The organism is Sporolactobacillus inulinus, from assembly GCF_006539285.1.
GTDB classification, from domain to species: Bacteria; Bacillota; Bacilli; order Bacillales; family Sporolactobacillaceae; genus Sporolactobacillus; species Sporolactobacillus inulinus.
Genome location: NZ_BJMS01000007.1, coordinates 19,377 through 36,399, shown reverse-complemented (window position 1 = coordinate 36,399; position 17,023 = coordinate 19,377). Strand labels below are relative to the sequence as shown.

Sequence of the window (17,023 nt, the reverse complement as noted above, 5' to 3'; positions counted from 1 at the left end):
CCCTAAATAGAGACTGTAGATTCAAGAGAAAAGGAAGAGGAGATCAAATAAATAGTTTCTTTTGCCCTTTCCGGGCTTTTATTTTTGCGCATAAAAGAACATTCGTTCCTGTTTTTTTATGAAAGTAAGTTGCCTTTATTGCAAATGTTTTCGTTCACGGCATTTCACGCAGAACTTGGAAAAAGGATTAATTGTAATGGATCACTTGGCTTCACTCCTTTTTGAGCAAATCAAAAGAGGACGCAGAAACAACGTCTTTTAACCGTCATTTTAACGTCCTCAGGCTTTCCTATCTTGGACCACAGGACAACAGAACAACAGAACAACAGAACAACACATTTTAGGCATTTACTACTTTAAAAGGATAATGGTAATCATCGGTTTGAAATTAAAGTAATTTCTTATTCCTGCCGATGTAAATCAACCCATTAGAACGATGTCCATTCATTGTGGTGTAAACAACTTTTTCATACGCCAAATCTTTAAAACCGTTTTTCCAGCTTTTAATACGATCATCGCTATGGTGTCTCAAGACTGCCCCATCTGGGAGCTCGAATACACCATAAGTCTGGTATTTTGGCTTATATTCTTTATATCGGCTCAAATTTCTTGCGTCATCATTCAATAAGAAATCATTAATGTAAATAATACCATTAGGTTTGAGTATTCTTTTAATCTCATGTAAAATTGCATCTTGTTCCATGTCCTTAGAGACGCAGGTAAGAACAGCAAATAGTAATACGGCATCAAAAGAATTATCTTCAAAAGGCAACTTGCCGCTATTAATCACCACAAAATTTATATCATCTTTACTATTTAGCTGAGCCCGATTTATCATTTCTTCTGAAAAGTCGACACCATATAAATGAGTGAACAAATGTTTTTTCAGCTCAATCAAAGTTCTACCGTATCCGCAACCATAATCTAGTATTACAGCATCCTTATTTACATATTTAGAAAACCTTTCAAATTGAAAAGGTGTCGTAAACTGTTTTTCATCTACAACTTTGTTCCAATATTCTTTCTGTTTTAACATTTCAGAACCCCCATCAATAAATAGCGCACAAAATCAAGATCATTGCGATGTTTCCGTTAACTGTATAACGCATGGCTAAAACAAATCCCCATCGTCATACTTAATTTTCGCGACTTTTCCCATCGCTGTCCTGTAATTATGCAAGATAAAAACACTCTAAAGAAGCTCTGTTGCAACAATAATAAGAGATTATCTTTATTACTTTTTTTCATTGAATTTTACCCTTACTTCATCAATTGCAAAACTAATTAATGATTCTATGGCTCATGGGGCTTTAAAACACCTTTACTGTATGCGTTTGAACATCTTTTCCATTTCGTAGGGCGTGAAATGTACGAGTACTGGGCGGCCATGCGGACAGGTAAACGGATCCTGCGCTTTGCTCAAGCTGTCCAGCAATGCTTGGATCTCATCGGGCCGCAGGTAGTGATTGGCTTTAATCGAACGTTTGCAGGCCATCATTTTGGCCAGCTTTTCACGCAGCTTTTTAATCGAAACTTTCCCCGTTTCAATTAGTTGATGAACGATGTCATTGATCATTTCTTCTTCCCTGCCTTCTGGCAGCCAAGTCGGATAGGAACGGATGATCAGACTACGCGTGCCGAAGGATTCAAAATTCAGCCCAATTTCCTGTAAATAATCTTGATACTCAGTGACTGTTTCATACTCAGAGGCACTGAAATCGAAGGTCATTGGGACAAGCAATTGCTGCACTTCACGCGCGGTTTCGCCAACTTTTTCACGGAAAAATTCATACTTGATGCGTTCTTGAGCCGCATGCTGATCAATAATATACAGCCCGTCCTCATTCTGGGCAAAAATATAGGTTCCGTGCATCTGACCGATCGGGTAAAGCTTCGGCATTCTTCTTTGCGGTTCATCCGATGGAGAATCTTCTACGTCGCTTGTGTCCTGCACAGACTGCTCCAACGTGGTTGCCGATTCATCCTTTCCTGCCATTTGCGATGAAAAAGTATGCGTTTCAGGTTCATGGACTTGTTCCGAAAATGCCTTTTCTGTTTGGGTCTGTTCTGAATGCTCGATCGGTTCTGAGAGATCCGGTCCGGTCACGGCCGTTGGTGAAAAGTCCAAAGTCTGCTGCTCATTTTTCGGTTTTGAAGCACGACTATGGGGTTTTCCGGTTACAGAAGGAATCAGCCGTTCACGATGAAATGCAGAACGAATCGATTCGCTGATCAACGCGCACAATTCTTTCTCCTTGCTGATTCGCGCTTCAAGTTTCGCTGGATGAACGTTCACATCAACAAGAGACGGATCCATCTGTATATGTAGGACACAGATTGGATAGCGTCCAATCATCATTAACGTATGATAGCCATCCATAATGCTGTTGAAAATCGGATAGTTGCGAATGAAGCGGTTATTAATGAAAATGTAGACGTACTGCCTTCCCGCTCGTGAAATTTGCGGATGCACGGCCAATCCTTCCACCTTGAAATCAAGTGACTTCCCTGAAAATGGAAAAGCTGCTTTCGCCGTGCGCACACCGTAAATTGCGGCCAGAACATGGCTCAATTGGCCACTTCCATTTGATTGAAAAATCGTCTTTTGCTCATGAATTAATGTAAAACGAACGTGGGGATAAGCGAGTGCCATTCGATTGACCACATCGGTCATTTTCCCAAGTTCCGTGTGAATACTTTTCAGATACTTTAATCGTGCCGGTGTATTGTAAAAAAGGCCCTCAACTTTGATTGATGTTCCCCTCCGGCTTTGCGCCAGTCCATCGGCAATCACATGACCGCCTTGCAGTACAAGATGCGTGCCCGGATGCTCCCCGTCAGAGGTTGTCAACTCAAGATGTGAAACTGCGGAAATACTTGGCAATGCTTCACCGCGAAACCCCAGTGTCGCAATATGAAAAAGATCGGAATCCTCATGAATTTTACTGGTCGCATGACGTTCGAAGGCGATGCGACAATCTTCAGGAGCAAAACCACGACCGTCATCGGTAACCTTCATGCTCTTCAATCCGCCTTCTTCAATCTCAATTAATACTGAGGATGCTTCCGCATCGATCGCGTTTTCCACCAGTTCTTTAACAACCGATGCCGGACGTTCGACCACTTCCCCAGCTGCTATTTTGTTCGCCAGTGTTTCACTCAGCCTTTTGATGACACCCACGAGAGACTTCTCCTTTCATCCATTTATTTTTTTAATGTTTTCTGAAGCTGAAAGAGCTTGTTCATTGCATCCATCGGCGTCATCGACAATAATTCGATTTTATTTAATTCTTGCAGCACCTTCCGCTCCGTCTTGCTGCGCTGTGGTTGTTCCGGTTCTTTCGGTTCTGCAAAGAGCGCTAATTGCTCTGGTTCTTCTTCTACTTCTTGCGCTGCAGCGGCTTCACCCCGTGAATCGGATTGAGGCGCATCATCAGCTTCAGAATAGGATTTCGAATCTGCAGCTGCGTTTCCCTCCAGTCCTTGAAGAATTGTATCCGCACGCTCAATCAGTACGTCCGGCAGACCAGCCAGTTTGGCGACATGGATGCCGTAACTTTTGTCTGCCTGACCTTCAAGCACTTTATGCAGGAAGACAACCGTTCCGTTTTCTTCCATCGCTCCGACATGAATATTTTTCAGCCGATCAAGTTTCTCTTCAAGAAACGTCAATTCATGATAGTGCGTTGAGAAGAATGTTTTCGCTGCAATATGGTCGTGAATGAATTCAACAATCGCTTGTGCAATCGCAATTCCGTCATAGGTTGACGTTCCGCGGCCAATTTCATCGAGCAGGATCAAACTGTTCTGAGTCGCGTGACTCAGCGCATAGTTGGCTTCATCCATTTCGACCATAAACGTACTCTGTCCGGACACAAGATCATCTGCAGCTCCGATGCGGGTAAAAATTTGATCAAAAATCGGCAGCTCCGCATGATCCGCCGGAACAAAACAACCGACCTGGGCCATGATTGCAGTCAGTGCAGCTTGGCGCATATACGTACTTTTTCCGCCCATATTCGGTCCGGTGATCATCAATAGATCGCACGTTTCGTCCATTTTAATGTCATTCGCAACAAAAGTACCGCGCCGCATCACCCGCTCAATGACCGGATGGCGGCTGTTTTTAATTTCAAGTGCCCGTTCGTTCGAGAATTGCGGCCGAACATAGCCATTTTGGTCGCTGACCGAGGCGAAACTTTGCAGCACATCAAGACTGCTGATAAGTCGCGCTAATTTTTGCAGACGCTCAGACTGTTCTTTAATCTTCAAACGAACATCGCCGAAAATTTGGAACTCAAGACCGACGCGTTTTTCTTCTGCTTCGAGAATGACGCGCTCTTTCTCTTTTAATTCCGGGGTGATAAACCGTTCGGCATTGGACAACGTTTGTCTACGTTCGTAACGTCCTTCCGGGATCAGCTTCAAATTAGGCTTAGAGACCTCAATATAATAGCCAAACACTCGATTATAACCGATCTTTAATGATTTAATCCCGGTCTCTTCGCGCTCCTTTGCTTCAAGTTCGGCAATCCAGCGCTTGCCGTTTTTCGATGCATCGCGGTACTGATCCAAGGTTTCATGATAACCCGGCTTAATCATCCCGCCGTCTGAAGTGGTAAATGGAGGGTCATCCACGATTGCATCCGTAATGAGCTCGCGAACCTCCGTGCACGGATCCATTTCTTGTTCGTATTGAGTTAGAGCCGTTTCATCTAATTCAGCCAGCATCCGCTTAATTTCCGGAATTTGTTCCAGCGAACGTTTCAACTGGACCACTTCGCGTGGATTAACATTTCCAAAAGAAACCCGGCCGACCAAACGTTCCAGATCATAGACATTACCGAGTAGCGAACGCAAGGTCTCACGTTCCAGCAAATGCTCTTTTAATGCCGCAACAGCATCCAAGCGTTTTTCAATTTTGTTCTTACTGAGCAGAGGCTTTTCGATCCACTGCTTCAACCTTCGTCCACCCATCGCTGTTTTCACATCATCGAGTAACCAAAGCAGCGAACCATACGTTTTCTTCTCACGATTTGTTTGCGTCAATTCCAAATTGCGCCGCGAATGCTGATCAATCATCATATAGGCATTAATTTGGTAGACTTCTGCACGTTGAAGATGATCAAGCGAACGTTTTTGCGTGTTTACGAGATAGCTGAGCAGCTTACCGAGCGGCTGGATTAATTTTTCCTGATCAATGCCGATGGCAATCTTTTGTAATGGATCAGGTACTTGACTCGAATCACTTTCAGAGAAAGCCATATTCAGGCGTTCAACCATTTCTTCCTTTTTATCCGGATCAAAGTTAGACGCAAGAATCAGCTCGCGCACGTCATTGGCATCCAGTTCTTGGATCACACCATCCCAACTGGAAATGAGCGTCACCCGTATTTCACCCGTAGTCAAATCACTCAAGGCCAATCCAAATGAACCATCCTTAGCGGCAGTCAAAGCAGCCAGATAATTATTTTTTTTCGGCTGAAGCGACTCGTCTTCCATGATTGTTCCCGGCGTGATCATTTGAATCACTTCGCGGTGCACCATGCCCTTGGCAAGCTTTGGATCTTCCATCTGTTCACATATCGCGATTTTATAACCTTTATCAATGAGCACCTTAATATATTGTTTTGCGGCATGGTAAGGAACACCGCACATCGGGATGTACTCGTCCTTCCCACCGTTTCTTGAAGTCAATGCAATCTCCAATTCCTTCGATGCTTTTTTCGCATCATCGAAGAAGAGTTCATAGAAATCACCAAGTCGAAAAAAAAGAAAAGCGTCTTGGTACTGCGCTTTAATTGCTAAATATTGCTGAATCATTGGGGTATAGCTCATAATCTGTTCATTCCACCTTGCTCTTTTCCTACGGTTTATTATCCTATTATTATAGCACAGGGCTGCCGATCCCTGCTTGGTTCCTGTGAACCCGAGACACATACTCAGAAAATTAAGTGATATAATAGACAAAATAGGGCATGGAGGCGTAATTTTTTATGATTGAGAGTTTGGAAAGTTTAAAGAAAAATGTACACACCGTGTTAACGGGAAAAGATCAGTTGGTTGACTATGTTTTTATTTCCTTGATTTGCGAAGGGCACTTGCTTATGGAGGATGTTCCGGGTACAGGAAAAACGATGTTGGCTAAAATTATTGCTCAATCAATCGATGGCAGCTTCAAACGTATCCAATTCACGCCCGATCTGCTCCCATCAGATGTTAGCGGAATCAAATTTTTCAATCCGAAAACACAATCGTTTGAGTTGAATTTAGGTCCTGTCATGACCAATGTGTTGCTAGCTGATGAAATCAACCGCGCAACACCACGCGCGCAGTCTAGTCTTTTGGAAGTCATGGAAGAACGACAAGTCACCATTGAAGGTGAAACGTTCGCCATTGAAAAACCGTTTCTTGTCATTGCGACGCAGAACCCGATTGAATCCCATGGTACATTCTCTCTTCCAGAAGCGCAAATGGATCGCTTCTTCATGCAAATTTCTTGCGGCTATCCATCTTTCGATGAGGAAAGGGAAATGCTGAATCTCCATCGTTTAGGTAATCCTCTGGAAAAGATCAAGCCAGTTATTGAAAAAGATCGGATCGTTGCACTCCAGGAGCAAGTAAAACAGATTCATCTCAGCGATGCTGTTGCGCATTATCTTCTCGAAATTGTAAGGGCTACACGAAGTACGGATTGGGCGGCAAACGGAGTCAGTCCGCGTGGAACACTTGCATTGATGCGCAGTGTACAAGCTAAGGCACTAATCAGCGGTCGCGATTATGTCGTTCCTGAAGATGTCAGAAGCATGGCGGTTCCTGTACTTGCCCACCGCCTCGTTTTATCAATGGAAGGCGAACTGCATACGACCAAACAACAGATCATAGAAGATGTACTGGAACAAACAGCTGTACCAGTGGAATCAGGAGCGCAACAAGAATGAGCGGTTATGCAGCTGGATGGCAAACGCACAATCAGAGGCTGTTCTATCTTTTTGGTACGATCGTATTTCTTGTCGGCTTTATAAAAGATTCATTTCTGCTCACGCTTACCGGGCTCGTATTCGTGGTTTGTGCCTTTCTCTCGAAATGGTATCTGCTGCAGATGATCCGTACTTTTGTCATTGAAAATCAAAGGAGAAGCTTGCGCTTGTCGGCAGGCGATCAAAACACACTAAAAATTATTGTTGAAAATCAATATCCCGTTCCTTTCTTTTCAATTAAAGGGAGGATTGTTGCAGACAAAAATATTGCCTTTCTTTCCAACAACAGCAAGGATCAGGATTCTGCGTACACGTTTTCTTTGACGATGCCCGCTCGAGGGAAAACGATTGTCCCTTGTCCGTTCAAGGCACTGAACCGTGGTATCGCGCGCATTCGCTCAGTTGAGTTTATCTGTACGGATCCACTTCATATCGTTCGCTGTTCCATTCATTTTGATCAGTTGCTGAAAAATAGAATCATCGTTTATCCTGATCCTAAACCCGTCCGTCAGCTAAGTCTCGTACCGCCTCAACGCGTAGGAACTCTCGTAACCAAGCATTCGCTTGATCAGGATCTCTCGACACCTTCTGGAATTCGCCAGTATACTTACTCCGACCCATTTAAATACATACACTGGAAAGCAACTGCCCGCACCGGACAACTCCAGACAAAGACGTTCGAACACGTGGCAGATCAAAGTTGGATGTTTCTTTTTCTCAATCAGACAAATTCGGCGCGTCATCAATCGTTTGAGGATTTTGATAAACGAATTTCTGCCGCAGCATGGCTTGCAGAGGTAGCATGCAAGCGATCCGTGAACACGTCCATCTATTGCAATGCGAAATCAATTGGGCAAAAAATGGTCGGCATCGAACCCGGTAAGGGCGCCTTGCAACTCCGAAAAACCTGGGAGATGCTCGCGTTTATTCAAGCATGGCAAATGAAAACATCGATAACTCAAGCACTTATGATGATTGACCAGAAACTGAGTCAGCCGCAAATGATCATTTTCTTAGCTTTGGATCAGCCAGGACCGGCCGCACCCTTTCTTGCAAAATGGTTAAAGACGGGCCATCAAATCTATATGCTGCGCCGGTTCGATGATGGTTGTATTCTTGAGCAGATTGAGAAAGGAGTGCGCGCAGTTGGCAACGTTTAAGCGTTCGCTTACTTTTTTACTGTACCTCGCCAGTGAATGGTTATTTTGCTTTCTTGTTCTTCTGCCGTTCATGACCGATCAATGGGCACAGCTTGTTCCATTTACGTTCTTAGCAGTGATCCATTGCCTATTGCTTGGAAGTCTGCAGAAAATACGTCATTCAACGCTTGCCGCCTTTCTTGTTGTCTGCGTGTTAACCGGCCTCGCAGCACTTATCATTGCCCATCTAAGTCTCTTTGCGAGTATACTTTTAACGGCTATGCTTACCTATTTCTCAATTCGAGATGATGAGGGCCGGAGTATTGAGCGGCTCTGGCGATTGATTGTCCTCTTTGCAGCCATTGTCTGCATCTATGCTCTTTTTGCGCCAATTAATCAACCAACTGCACTTTTTATGTTGCTGTTTGTAGAACTGGTTGTTGCACTCGTTTTCATTTATCTAAACAACGAATTGAGCGGACCCACTTTGCTATTGATTTCTGGAATACTGACATGCACCGCACTGCTGATATCAGTATTATCCGCATTGCTGAAGCCAGCAGTGACCTTCATTTATGACTCCTTATTTCATTTCATGATCAAACCGATTAGCTATGGTGTATTTTCCGTAGTGTTTGGTTGGCTGAACGGGCGTTCAACGCCGCAAGCCAGGGGAGAAATAACAAAGGCGCTCCAAGCTTCAAATGCCGAAAAAAAGTCGCCCACGCAGAAAATGATTCCTGATCTGCAGCCTAACTTTAACTTTGGTCTGCTGTTTGGTATCTTGATTAGCGCTTTGCTTCTGTTCATCGCTTTTTGGCAGTTACGCCGTATTAAAATGAGCAAAGCAGCACAACATGATATGCAAAATGATCCGATAGAAATAAAAAAAATACCGTTTCAGAAGCGACACAACCGTAAAAAGGAGAATCTCCAAGTTTCAGCCCCCAAACATCCCGTACGTCGTGCAGTCTATCGTCTTCAAAAACTAGCAAAGAAAATGAAGTGCGGACGATACCCTTCAGAATCATTGCGGGAATGGGCGAATCGACTGAACCTAGATTCAGCGGATCTTTTCATCACTTTTTATGAAAAAGTACGCTATGGAAATCAGGAGCTGACCGCTTCTGAACAGGCAATCTATCTTGACGCCGTACATGATGCTGAGAAACAAATAAAACATCTAAAGCACAAAACTGTCCTTAAGAAACCCCAACTATGATAAAATGAAATGAGAAAAAACGAAGGGAAGAACATCCAAATATGTGATTGGCGTATTCATTCTAAAATTCAAGAAATCAATTGAATAGGAGTGAATACGTCATGAGAAACAAGAGTTTTTATTGCCTATGGCTTGGACAGTCTCTTGCAAACTTGGGCGATGTTTTTTACCTCGTCGGTTTAATGGCTTTCCTGTATCGCTTAACGGACTCTGCCGTAGCGATTGCGCTTGTTCCTTTTTTAAGCACTGGATCACGTTTTGTCAGTGCGCTCATTGCGCCCATCGTTCTCGAACGGATGGGGCTGAAACGTTGTCTCGCCGTTTCACAAACAATCAAAACCCTCTTTTTATTGACCTTTCTCATGACTTCAATCGCATTAACGAATCGAATCGGCAGTATTGTCCTGACTTTTCTCATTCTCGTGTTGATCAGCTTCCTTGATGGTTGGGCATTGCCTGCGCGCGGGGCATTGGTTCCACTGCTTATACCCGAGAAGAAGCTACTCTCGGTAAACAGCTTCCTTTCGATGCTTGATCAGTGCATGGCGATGCTCGGTTGGGCATTGGGGGGGTTGCTGATCGTATACATTGGAAGTTACAAACTCTTAGCATTAACTTTCGTTCTTTATACGATCAGCTCAATGGGTATGACATTAATTAAGGTAAACGAAGCTCGCGCAGAGGGTAATGAAAAAGCGAACCGGCCGAAATGGACGCTTATGAAGGAAGGTTGGGTGACGGTCTGGCGTCATCCTTCGCTGCGCATCATTTTCATCATTGATTCATTGAGCACCCTTGCCGATGTTGTGTGGATTGCAGCGATCATCTACATTTTTGTCGATAAGGTATTGCATGTTGATGCATCATGGTGGGGATCGATTAATTTCAGTTTTTTTGCCGGGCTGCTGCTTGCCAGCATTTGCGGGATGCGCTGGAATCGGCATATCAAACACCAGGCAGCATACTACGCGCAATTTAGTTCACTGCTGGCCTGTATCTTCACTTTTTTGTTCGGCATCAACTCGATTCCGGCAATGGCACTCGTACTTTCACTTTTCTATGGGCTTGCTGTTCAATTAAAAGCAACGATTTTTCTCACGATTGAGCAAACCTGCGTACCTCCGAAGCAGTTGGCCAATGTCTTTTCGGCAGCTGATGCCGTTCAATCCGTTTTATTTGCTCTTGGCAGTCTTCTCATGGGCATGTTAGCGGACTGGCTCGGTGTCCGTACCGTCTTTATCCTTTCCGCATTGCTTCTGATGCTGGAATGCGCCATCATTTTCATGCAGCGGAAACAACTTTTCATGCATGAAAAACGGCAGAAAGCTTAATCGATTCGTTTCAAAAAAAGCCATGATCCAATGCGTGATCATGGCTTTTTTAATGTAAGAAAACCGGGTCACTGTGCCCGGTTCTTGGCTTACCGCTGCTCGCTCAGGGCACCAGCAGACGATGGTGATCCTTAATCTTAGCAGTTCAAGCGGTTTTCTTTTCAGAAACGGATTAAAAATGTTGCAGGTGCTACACCTACACATTAATCATCACTATTTCTTGCCTGAGAGGAATACCATCCCTATTCGTTGTCGTTATCTTTTTCTTCATCGGTTAAAAATTCAGAATCCAGACCGTCTAATTCCGAATCCAGATCTTCGTCGTCAACATCGTCTGCCTCAATCAGTCCACTGTCATCGACCTGAACTTTAACCTTTGTTTCACCAATAACTTCAACGAGAAATTCACGCTCTACTTTTGCGACAATTTCTCCTTCTGAAATCTTTGCTTCCAAGCAATTGGGTTCCTGCAATGCGCGACAAGAAACATCGACTTGATCCGAAATAACTTGTTTATCGCGCAAAGTCAACGGTACACGATCTTGATAGCTGACGGTTTTACAAACGACTTCGGTTTTCGTATTGTCATTATACGAATACCATGTGTTAATGTCATAAGTCCCTTCGACAAGAACTGCATCCTTATGATAGGTAGTTTTATAGTTATTGTTGATGACCCAGCATCCAAGGATGTTCGAAGGTTTGTGCAATGGTGTCACTGTGTGCGCGGATTGGCTGAATTTTTTCCCTTTTCCGCATATGGCTTTCGTTATAATTTCCCGATATACATTCTCTGCCAAAAGTCGAAACCTCCTTTGCCTTCTTCACTTCATGTTATGCAGGGCGAATGCCACGTGTGATACAAAAAAGAAGACGCAGGAATGAAAAAAAGCTCCTCTATTGAGAAGCTTATAAAATGGCCGGAAGTACAGCATGCTCACATTAATCTTCTGGACTTGGGTTTTCACTTTTTGGGACAACGCGCCGAGAAATTAAATGAGTCAGCGTTTGCAGGAAGTCATTAACCTCTTCCTGTGACTGCCTGAACTCCTGAACGACCGGAATTGCATCGAGTTCCGCCTGCAATCGATCAATGATTGCCTCGTTCTGATGATAGGCTTCTGTTTTGCCAAAATGTTGCAGATTTACCGATTCTTTTTGATACTGTTTGATCGATTCAACCAACTGCTGAACTTTCTTATTGGTACTGATTTTTTCTTCAGCTTGTTTGTAAAAGCGAACTTGATCCGATTCAGACAGTTGATGCGCAAGTCGTTCAGCTTTAGCAACCAGTTCTTCTTTCGAATAATAATGATCCATTAACGGACACCTTGCGTTTCTTCTTGCCATTCGCCATTCAATGACCACATTTTTGCATTGGTGATTTTTACCTTCACCAATTCACCAATGAGCGATTTCGGTCCTCTGAAATTTACCACCTTATTGGTTCGTGTATGACCGGAAAGCACTTCAGGATTTTTGCGACTTTCACCTTCAACCAGCACTTCAACCGTTTGATCCTGATATTTTGCATTACTTTTAGCCGAAAATTCATCCATAAGTTTATTCAAGCGCTGCAGACGCTCCTTTTTGACATCCATTGGAATATTATCTTTCATCCGAGCGGCCGGAGTTCCTGCCCGTGGAGAATAGATAAACGTAAATCCACCGTCGAATTCACATTCTCGAACGAGTGACAGGGTTTCCTCAAACTGTTCGTCCGTTTCATTTGGGAACCCAACAATGATATCTGTTGTAAATGAGGCATTAGGAACAGCATCTTTTATTTTATGGAACAGCTCGAGATAACGCTCGCGTGTATAGCCGCGACCCATAATCTTAAGTATATCCGAACTGCCCGATTGTACCGGTAGGTGGATGTGTTCGCATAGATTACCACCCTTAGCAAGCACTTCAATCAGATGGTCGTCAAAATCCTTAGGGTGACTGGTTGTGAAGCGGACGCGCGGAATTCCAATCTGACGAATCTCATCCATTAAATTACCCAGACCGTAGTTTTCCAAATCCGGAAGATCTTTACCATACGCATTAACATTCTGACCGAGCAGCGTAATTTCTTTATAGCCTTGACGCGCTAATTCACGCACTTCCTGAACGATTTCTTCAGGATGTCTGCTCCTTTCTTTTCCACGCGTATAAGGAACAATACAATAGGTGCAGAACTTATCGCAACCGTACATAATGTTGACCCATGCTTGAAAATGGCCGCGACGCGACTGGGGCAGATTTTCAACAATATCGCCCTCTTTTGACCAAACTTCAACAACCATCTCTTTACTGAAAAGCGCTTCCTTGAGTAACTGCGGCAGACGATGGATATTATGCGTACCGAAAATCAGATCCACCTGTGGGTGCTTGGCAAGAATCTTGTTGACCACAACCTCTTCCTGAGCCATGCAACCGCAAACGCCGAGGATCAATCCAGGCTTTTCAAGCTTTAATGTTTTTAAAGTGCCAATATGGCCAAATACTTTATTTTCGGCGTTCTCGCGAATGGCACATGTATTGATCAGGATTACATCTGCCAGCTTTGGGTCATCCGTTTCGTGATAGCCCATCTTTTCTAAAATGCCGGCCATGACTTCTGTATCATGTTCATTCATTTGGCAACCGTATGTCTCAATCAAGTACTGTTTTCCTCGACCAATTGCCGCCATATCCTCAGGAATACTGAAATCATTTATAATTTGAACCGCTTGTCTGCGACGCCTGCGTGCATCCTTTAGCGACGGCGGTTGAAAGTACTTCGAAAAATCAACTTTGCTTGATGTCTGTTCAGACACGATGCAACCTCTCCTTCAAAATCTCATTCCTAAATTATAGCAAACTCAAGTCCGATATGAAAGAAAGAGAACGATTTCCCAGCGAATCGCCGGTCATCCAATGTGTTCGCAATGCTTTCTCTTCCTTGAAGTGTATAACATAGGTAACAATTTAATCCTCTTAGCGGGCGGCATGATATGATAATGGCTATACTTTTTTGAACGCGCTTATGGAGGGTGAATGATGAATCTATTAACACAAAATAGAAATTTTCGATTGTTGTTTTCTGCTCGCTTGATTACAAACATTGGCGATAGTGTTTATTTTATTGCAGCGATGTGGCTCGTGTACCAATTAAGTGGATCATCATTCTTTTCCGGTCTTGCCGGCTTTTTGACCATGATCCCCCGTACGCTGCAATTCCTGATCGGACCGATTCTTGATCGTTATTCGATTAAAAAGTTATTAGTCGGCACACAACTGGCCCAAGCCTGCCTGCTTGCGATCATTCCTGCCGCTGCATTAATCGGAAATCTCTCAGTTACTCTGATTCTGATTATTATGCCGGTGGTCTCGTTCCTCAATCAATTTTCTTTTCCTGCTGAAAGTGCGCTGATTCCGCAAATCATGAAAAAAGAACAATGGATTCAGGCTAATGGTTTAATGACGCTTGCTTATCAAGGAACGGATGCCGCTTTTCAAGCAATAGGCGGCGCACTGGTTGCATTACTTGGTGCCGTTTCGATGTATCATGCCGATATCCTTTCATTTGGTTTTGCGGTCGTACTATTTACAATGCTCAAATTACCCGAACATCCCCAATCGTCAACGAAACAAACCGTTGCCGATCAATGCAAGCAATATTTACTTGACTTGCGTGAAGGATTTCGTACGGTCATTCATTCCATTATCGGTAAAATGATGGTTGGTTCATTAATGACCAACTTTGCATTAGGTGCATTAGTTGCTGTTTTACCGGCATATTCCGATCACTTGGGTGGCCCCGGTATGTATGGATTAATGATGGCTGGGATGGCGGTGGGTACCTTAATTGGTGCGCTGGTTGCCCGTTGCTTTAAAAACAAACCGGTTGGGAAAATGCTGGTCTTTGGTTACTCCATTGGTTTTCTTCTTTGGCTTGCAGCAGCACTAGTTCCAAACCCAATGCTTTCTTTCATCCTGTTCTCTGTTAGCCTTGTTTTCCCCGGGTGCAACAATGTTCTCAATTTCACACTGATTCAAAACGTTGTGCCGCAACACTTGCTCGCACGTGCGATGTCACTCGTTGCGAGTCTCGCCACCTGTATTATGCCGCTCGGATCACTTGTCGGTGGCTCACTGAGCGATCTTTTCGGATCACCGATAATCTTTGCCGCCTCCAGCATTGGTTTTTTCCTTTATGCCGCTTACGTTGCGCTCATGCCATCACTGCGGCGTTTGCCTGCTGCGGCAACGGTAAAGCCCGAAGATTTTGGCTTTACCGCACGAACAGAAGCAATTCATGAACAAAGTCATGCCTAATGAACGTTTCTTTTGAGCTTTGCGGATCGATTCACCCATCATCTCATCGCCGCATCAATCCAATTCAGTCTTATGACCGCCCTTTTTCCGCCTGTAGTCTGATTTATTGCGCTGATCCCTCTGATACATTAGAGTCAACAAATCAAATTGAACTTCGGAGGATTGCCCGTCAATGAATCGTTTATTTCGTAATCGAAATTTTTCTATCCTTTTTATCGGTCGGTTAATCACAAATATCGGTGACAGTATGTATTACATCGCAGCCATGTGGCTCGTCTACAAACTGGGGGGTTCCGCTTTCTACTCAGGACTTGCAGGATTTCTGACGATGCTGCCGCAGGCGTTTCAATTTATCGCAGGTCCGATTATCGACCGCTGCTCAATAAGAAAGCTGCTCATCGTAACGCAGCTGCTTCAAGCCATTTTGTTGAGCTTGATCCCAATTGCCCATTATTGGCATATGCTCTCGGTAACGCTCATTCTTATTGTCATGCCGCTTGCGGCTTGCTTGAATCAAGTTTCCTTTCCTGCAGAAAGTGCACTCATCCCGCAAATTTTGTCCAAAACGCTGCGTGTTCGTGCAAATTCACTGATGGCTGTCGCTCAGCAAGGAACGGACGCTGCGTTCAATGCAATCAGCGGCGCGCTGGTTGCACTCGTCGGAGCAATCGCCTTATATTCGGCCGATATTTTGACTTTTTTTATTGCGGCACTACTCTTTTCAGCATTAAAGCTGCACCATGCTCCTTCAGATCAAAAGAAGCTTTCACTTAAAGAACAAGCAAACCATTATTTTGCTGATCTTAGAGAAGGCTTTCAGCTCGTTCTTCATTCGTTTCTTGCAAAAATTCTTTTGGCAAGTGCTATCACAAACTTTGTTTTTGGTGCGATGATGGCTTCACTGCCGGCGTATTCAGATACGATTGGAGGAGCAAAAACTTACGGCCTCTTGCTTGCCGGCATGTCCATTGGCAGCCTGATTGGTGCAGGGTCTGCCGGACTTTTTGAGCGTTTTGCTTTTGGCCATCTGATGATTGCCGGCTACACGCTCGGCTTCCTGTGCTGGCTGACTTCACTGTTCGTTCCGGTTCTTTCATTAAAAATCATTCTTTTTTCTTCCAGCATGATACCAATTGGCTTAACAAACGTACTCAGCTTTGCCATGATGCAAAATATAATTCCGCAACACCTGATGGCGCGATCCATATCGGTTATAGCGAGTATCTCCTCGTGTATCATGCCGATTGGTTCACTGATTGGCGGCGCACTGAGTGCACTACTTGGTGCGCGTATGGTGTTTGCATCGGCTAGCATCAGTCTTTTATTTCTCGCCCTCTACATCTTCATGGTACCCATTCTGCGTCGTATCCCGTCAATTAATCACGTTCAACCGGAGAACTATGGGTTCCATTCGCTCGCCACTGATGAGAAATGATGTATTCCAAAATTTAATCGAAAAAGCAGCATCGCGCTCGCATGCTGCTTTTTCATTGGTGAATCAGTTGACCGCCAATATGACGGATCATCTGGCTCCGGCTTACCAAGCCAATGACATGTCGTTCATCGTCAACAACCGGGATCTGCTTGATGTGGTGGCGGGAAAGGATGCGTAATACAGCGTCAATGTCTTGCTCTCCTCTAACCGTTTGCACGTTCCTTTTTTTCATAACGACGTTCACCGGCAGATCAAGCAAGTCTTTTAATTTATCTTGTGACATTTCGACATGAATGGCTTCTATTAAAGAATAAAGATCATAGATCGTTTTCTGTTTCGGCACAATCTTTCTCAGAACATCACCATCACTAATGTAACCGACCAACTGATGGTCATCATTAACGACAGGCGCACCGCCTATCTTGTGGTCGATCATAAGCTTAATGAATGCTTTCACCGAATCTGTTTCAGCAATGGTTACGACATGTTTCAGCATTAATTGTTCCACAAGCATGGCTGCCGCCCCCTTATAATAAAAACCCACTAATCTCTTTCTTTAATTATAACACATATATGTAAGCGTTTTACATATTAAGCCGATTTAGTGTGCT

Annotated in this window: 13 protein-coding genes; 6 read left to right on the top strand and 7 right to left on the bottom strand. The window is 44.0% G+C overall.

Translation table 11 applies throughout. From position 1 onward, the window contains the following. Positions 1 to 388 precede the first annotated feature (388 nt). From SIN01_RS01570 to mutS, 3 genes are all read right to left on the bottom strand, one after another. Positions 389 to 1,036: a class I SAM-dependent methyltransferase gene (locus tag SIN01_RS01570; RefSeq protein ID WP_010023053.1), complete on the bottom strand. Its 648-nt coding sequence runs from the start codon at positions 1,034 to 1,036 to the stop codon at positions 389 to 391. Positions 1,037 to 1,321: 285 nt separating this feature from the next. After that, positions 1,322 to 3,181: a DNA mismatch repair endonuclease MutL gene (mutL, locus tag SIN01_RS01565; protein WP_010023055.1), complete on the bottom strand. Its 1,860-nt coding sequence runs from the start codon at positions 3,179 to 3,181 to the stop codon at positions 1,322 to 1,324. A 23-nt stretch (positions 3,182 to 3,204) separates the two neighbouring features. After that, positions 3,205 to 5,838, bottom strand: a complete 2,634-nt coding sequence (mutS, locus tag SIN01_RS01560) for a DNA mismatch repair protein MutS (protein WP_010023056.1) — start codon at positions 5,836 to 5,838, stop codon at positions 3,205 to 3,207. A 158-nt stretch (positions 5,839 to 5,996) separates the two neighbouring features. On the opposite strand from mutS, the gene SIN01_RS01555 reads away from it, so the two are divergent. The 4 genes from SIN01_RS01555 (at position 5,997) to SIN01_RS01540 (ending at position 10,672) form a co-directional block, all read left to right on the top strand. Continuing rightward, entirely contained in the window at positions 5,997 to 6,941 is a 945-nt protein-coding gene (locus SIN01_RS01555) for an AAA family ATPase (RefSeq protein ID WP_010023057.1), read from the top strand. Continuing rightward, complete coding sequence (locus SIN01_RS01550) at positions 6,938 to 8,140, top strand: DUF58 domain-containing protein (protein WP_010023058.1); 1,203 nt, start codon at positions 6,938 to 6,940, stop codon at positions 8,138 to 8,140. The genes SIN01_RS01555 and SIN01_RS01550 overlap by 4 nt, the downstream gene beginning before the upstream one ends. Further along, complete coding sequence (locus SIN01_RS01545; RefSeq protein WP_010023059.1) at positions 8,127 to 9,341, top strand: DUF4129 domain-containing protein; 1,215 nt, start codon at positions 8,127 to 8,129, stop codon at positions 9,339 to 9,341. The genes SIN01_RS01550 and SIN01_RS01545 overlap by 14 nt, the downstream gene beginning before the upstream one ends. 101 nt (positions 9,342 to 9,442) lie before the next feature. Further along, positions 9,443 to 10,672, top strand: coding sequence for an MFS transporter (locus SIN01_RS01540; protein ID WP_010023061.1), 1,230 nt, complete (start codon positions 9,443 to 9,445; stop codon positions 10,670 to 10,672). Positions 10,673 to 10,914: 242 nt separating this feature from the next. On the opposite strand, the gene cotE is transcribed toward SIN01_RS01540, so the two are convergent. The 3 genes from cotE to miaB form a co-directional block, all read right to left on the bottom strand. Beyond that, complete coding sequence (gene cotE / locus SIN01_RS01535; protein WP_010023064.1) at positions 10,915 to 11,472, bottom strand: outer spore coat protein CotE; 558 nt, start codon at positions 11,470 to 11,472, stop codon at positions 10,915 to 10,917. 142 nt (positions 11,473 to 11,614) lie between these two features. Further along, a complete protein-coding gene (locus SIN01_RS01530) occupies positions 11,615 to 11,992 on the bottom strand; it encodes a YlbF/YmcA family competence regulator (protein ID WP_010023065.1) in 378 nt (125 codons plus the stop codon). Continuing rightward, positions 11,992 to 13,476, bottom strand: coding sequence for a tRNA (N6-isopentenyl adenosine(37)-C2)-methylthiotransferase MiaB (miaB, locus tag SIN01_RS01525; protein ID WP_010023066.1), 1,485 nt, complete (start codon positions 13,474 to 13,476; stop codon positions 11,992 to 11,994). Before miaB ends, SIN01_RS01530 begins: the two co-directional genes overlap by 1 nt. Before the next feature lie 220 nt (positions 13,477 to 13,696). On the opposite strand from miaB, the gene SIN01_RS01520 reads away from it, so the two are divergent. Then, entirely contained in the window at positions 13,697 to 14,977 is a 1,281-nt protein-coding gene (locus tag SIN01_RS01520; RefSeq protein WP_237760169.1) for an MFS transporter, read from the top strand. 172 nt (positions 14,978 to 15,149) lie between these two features. Beyond that, positions 15,150 to 16,412 (top strand): MFS transporter, encoded by a 1,263-nt coding sequence (locus tag SIN01_RS01515; protein WP_010023068.1) that lies wholly within the window; start codon positions 15,150 to 15,152, stop codon positions 16,410 to 16,412. 52 nt (positions 16,413 to 16,464) lie between these two features. On the opposite strand, the gene SIN01_RS01510 is transcribed toward SIN01_RS01515, so the two are convergent. Further along, the gene (locus SIN01_RS01510; RefSeq protein ID WP_010023071.1) at positions 16,465 to 16,926 is read right to left on the bottom strand and encodes a CBS domain-containing protein; all 462 of its coding nucleotides are present in this window, start codon (positions 16,924 to 16,926) and stop codon (positions 16,465 to 16,467) included. Positions 16,927 to 17,023: the final 97 nt, after the last annotated feature.

Coding starts and splice junctions, on each gene's coding strand:
- SIN01_RS01570 (WP_010023053.1), bottom strand. CDS start 1,036: ATGTTAAAACAGAAAGAATATTGGAACAAAGTTGTAGATGAAAAACAG.
- mutS (WP_010023056.1), bottom strand. CDS start 5,838: ATGAGCTATACCCCAATGATTCAGCAATATTTAGCAATTAAAGCGCAG.
- SIN01_RS01555 (WP_010023057.1), top strand. CDS start 5,997: ATGATTGAGAGTTTGGAAAGTTTAAAGAAAAATGTACACACCGTGTTA.
- SIN01_RS01550 (WP_010023058.1), top strand. CDS start 6,938: ATGAGCGGTTATGCAGCTGGATGGCAAACGCACAATCAGAGGCTGTTC.
- SIN01_RS01540 (WP_010023061.1), top strand. CDS start 9,443: ATGAGAAACAAGAGTTTTTATTGCCTATGGCTTGGACAGTCTCTTGCA.
- SIN01_RS01530 (WP_010023065.1), bottom strand. CDS start 11,992: ATGGATCATTATTATTCGAAAGAAGAACTGGTTGCTAAAGCTGAACGA.
- SIN01_RS01520 (WP_237760169.1), top strand. CDS start 13,697: ATGATGAATCTATTAACACAAAATAGAAATTTTCGATTGTTGTTTTCT.
- SIN01_RS01515 (WP_010023068.1), top strand. CDS start 15,150: ATGAATCGTTTATTTCGTAATCGAAATTTTTCTATCCTTTTTATCGGT.
- SIN01_RS01510 (WP_010023071.1), bottom strand. CDS start 16,926: ATGCTTGTGGAACAATTAATGCTGAAACATGTCGTAACCATTGCTGAA.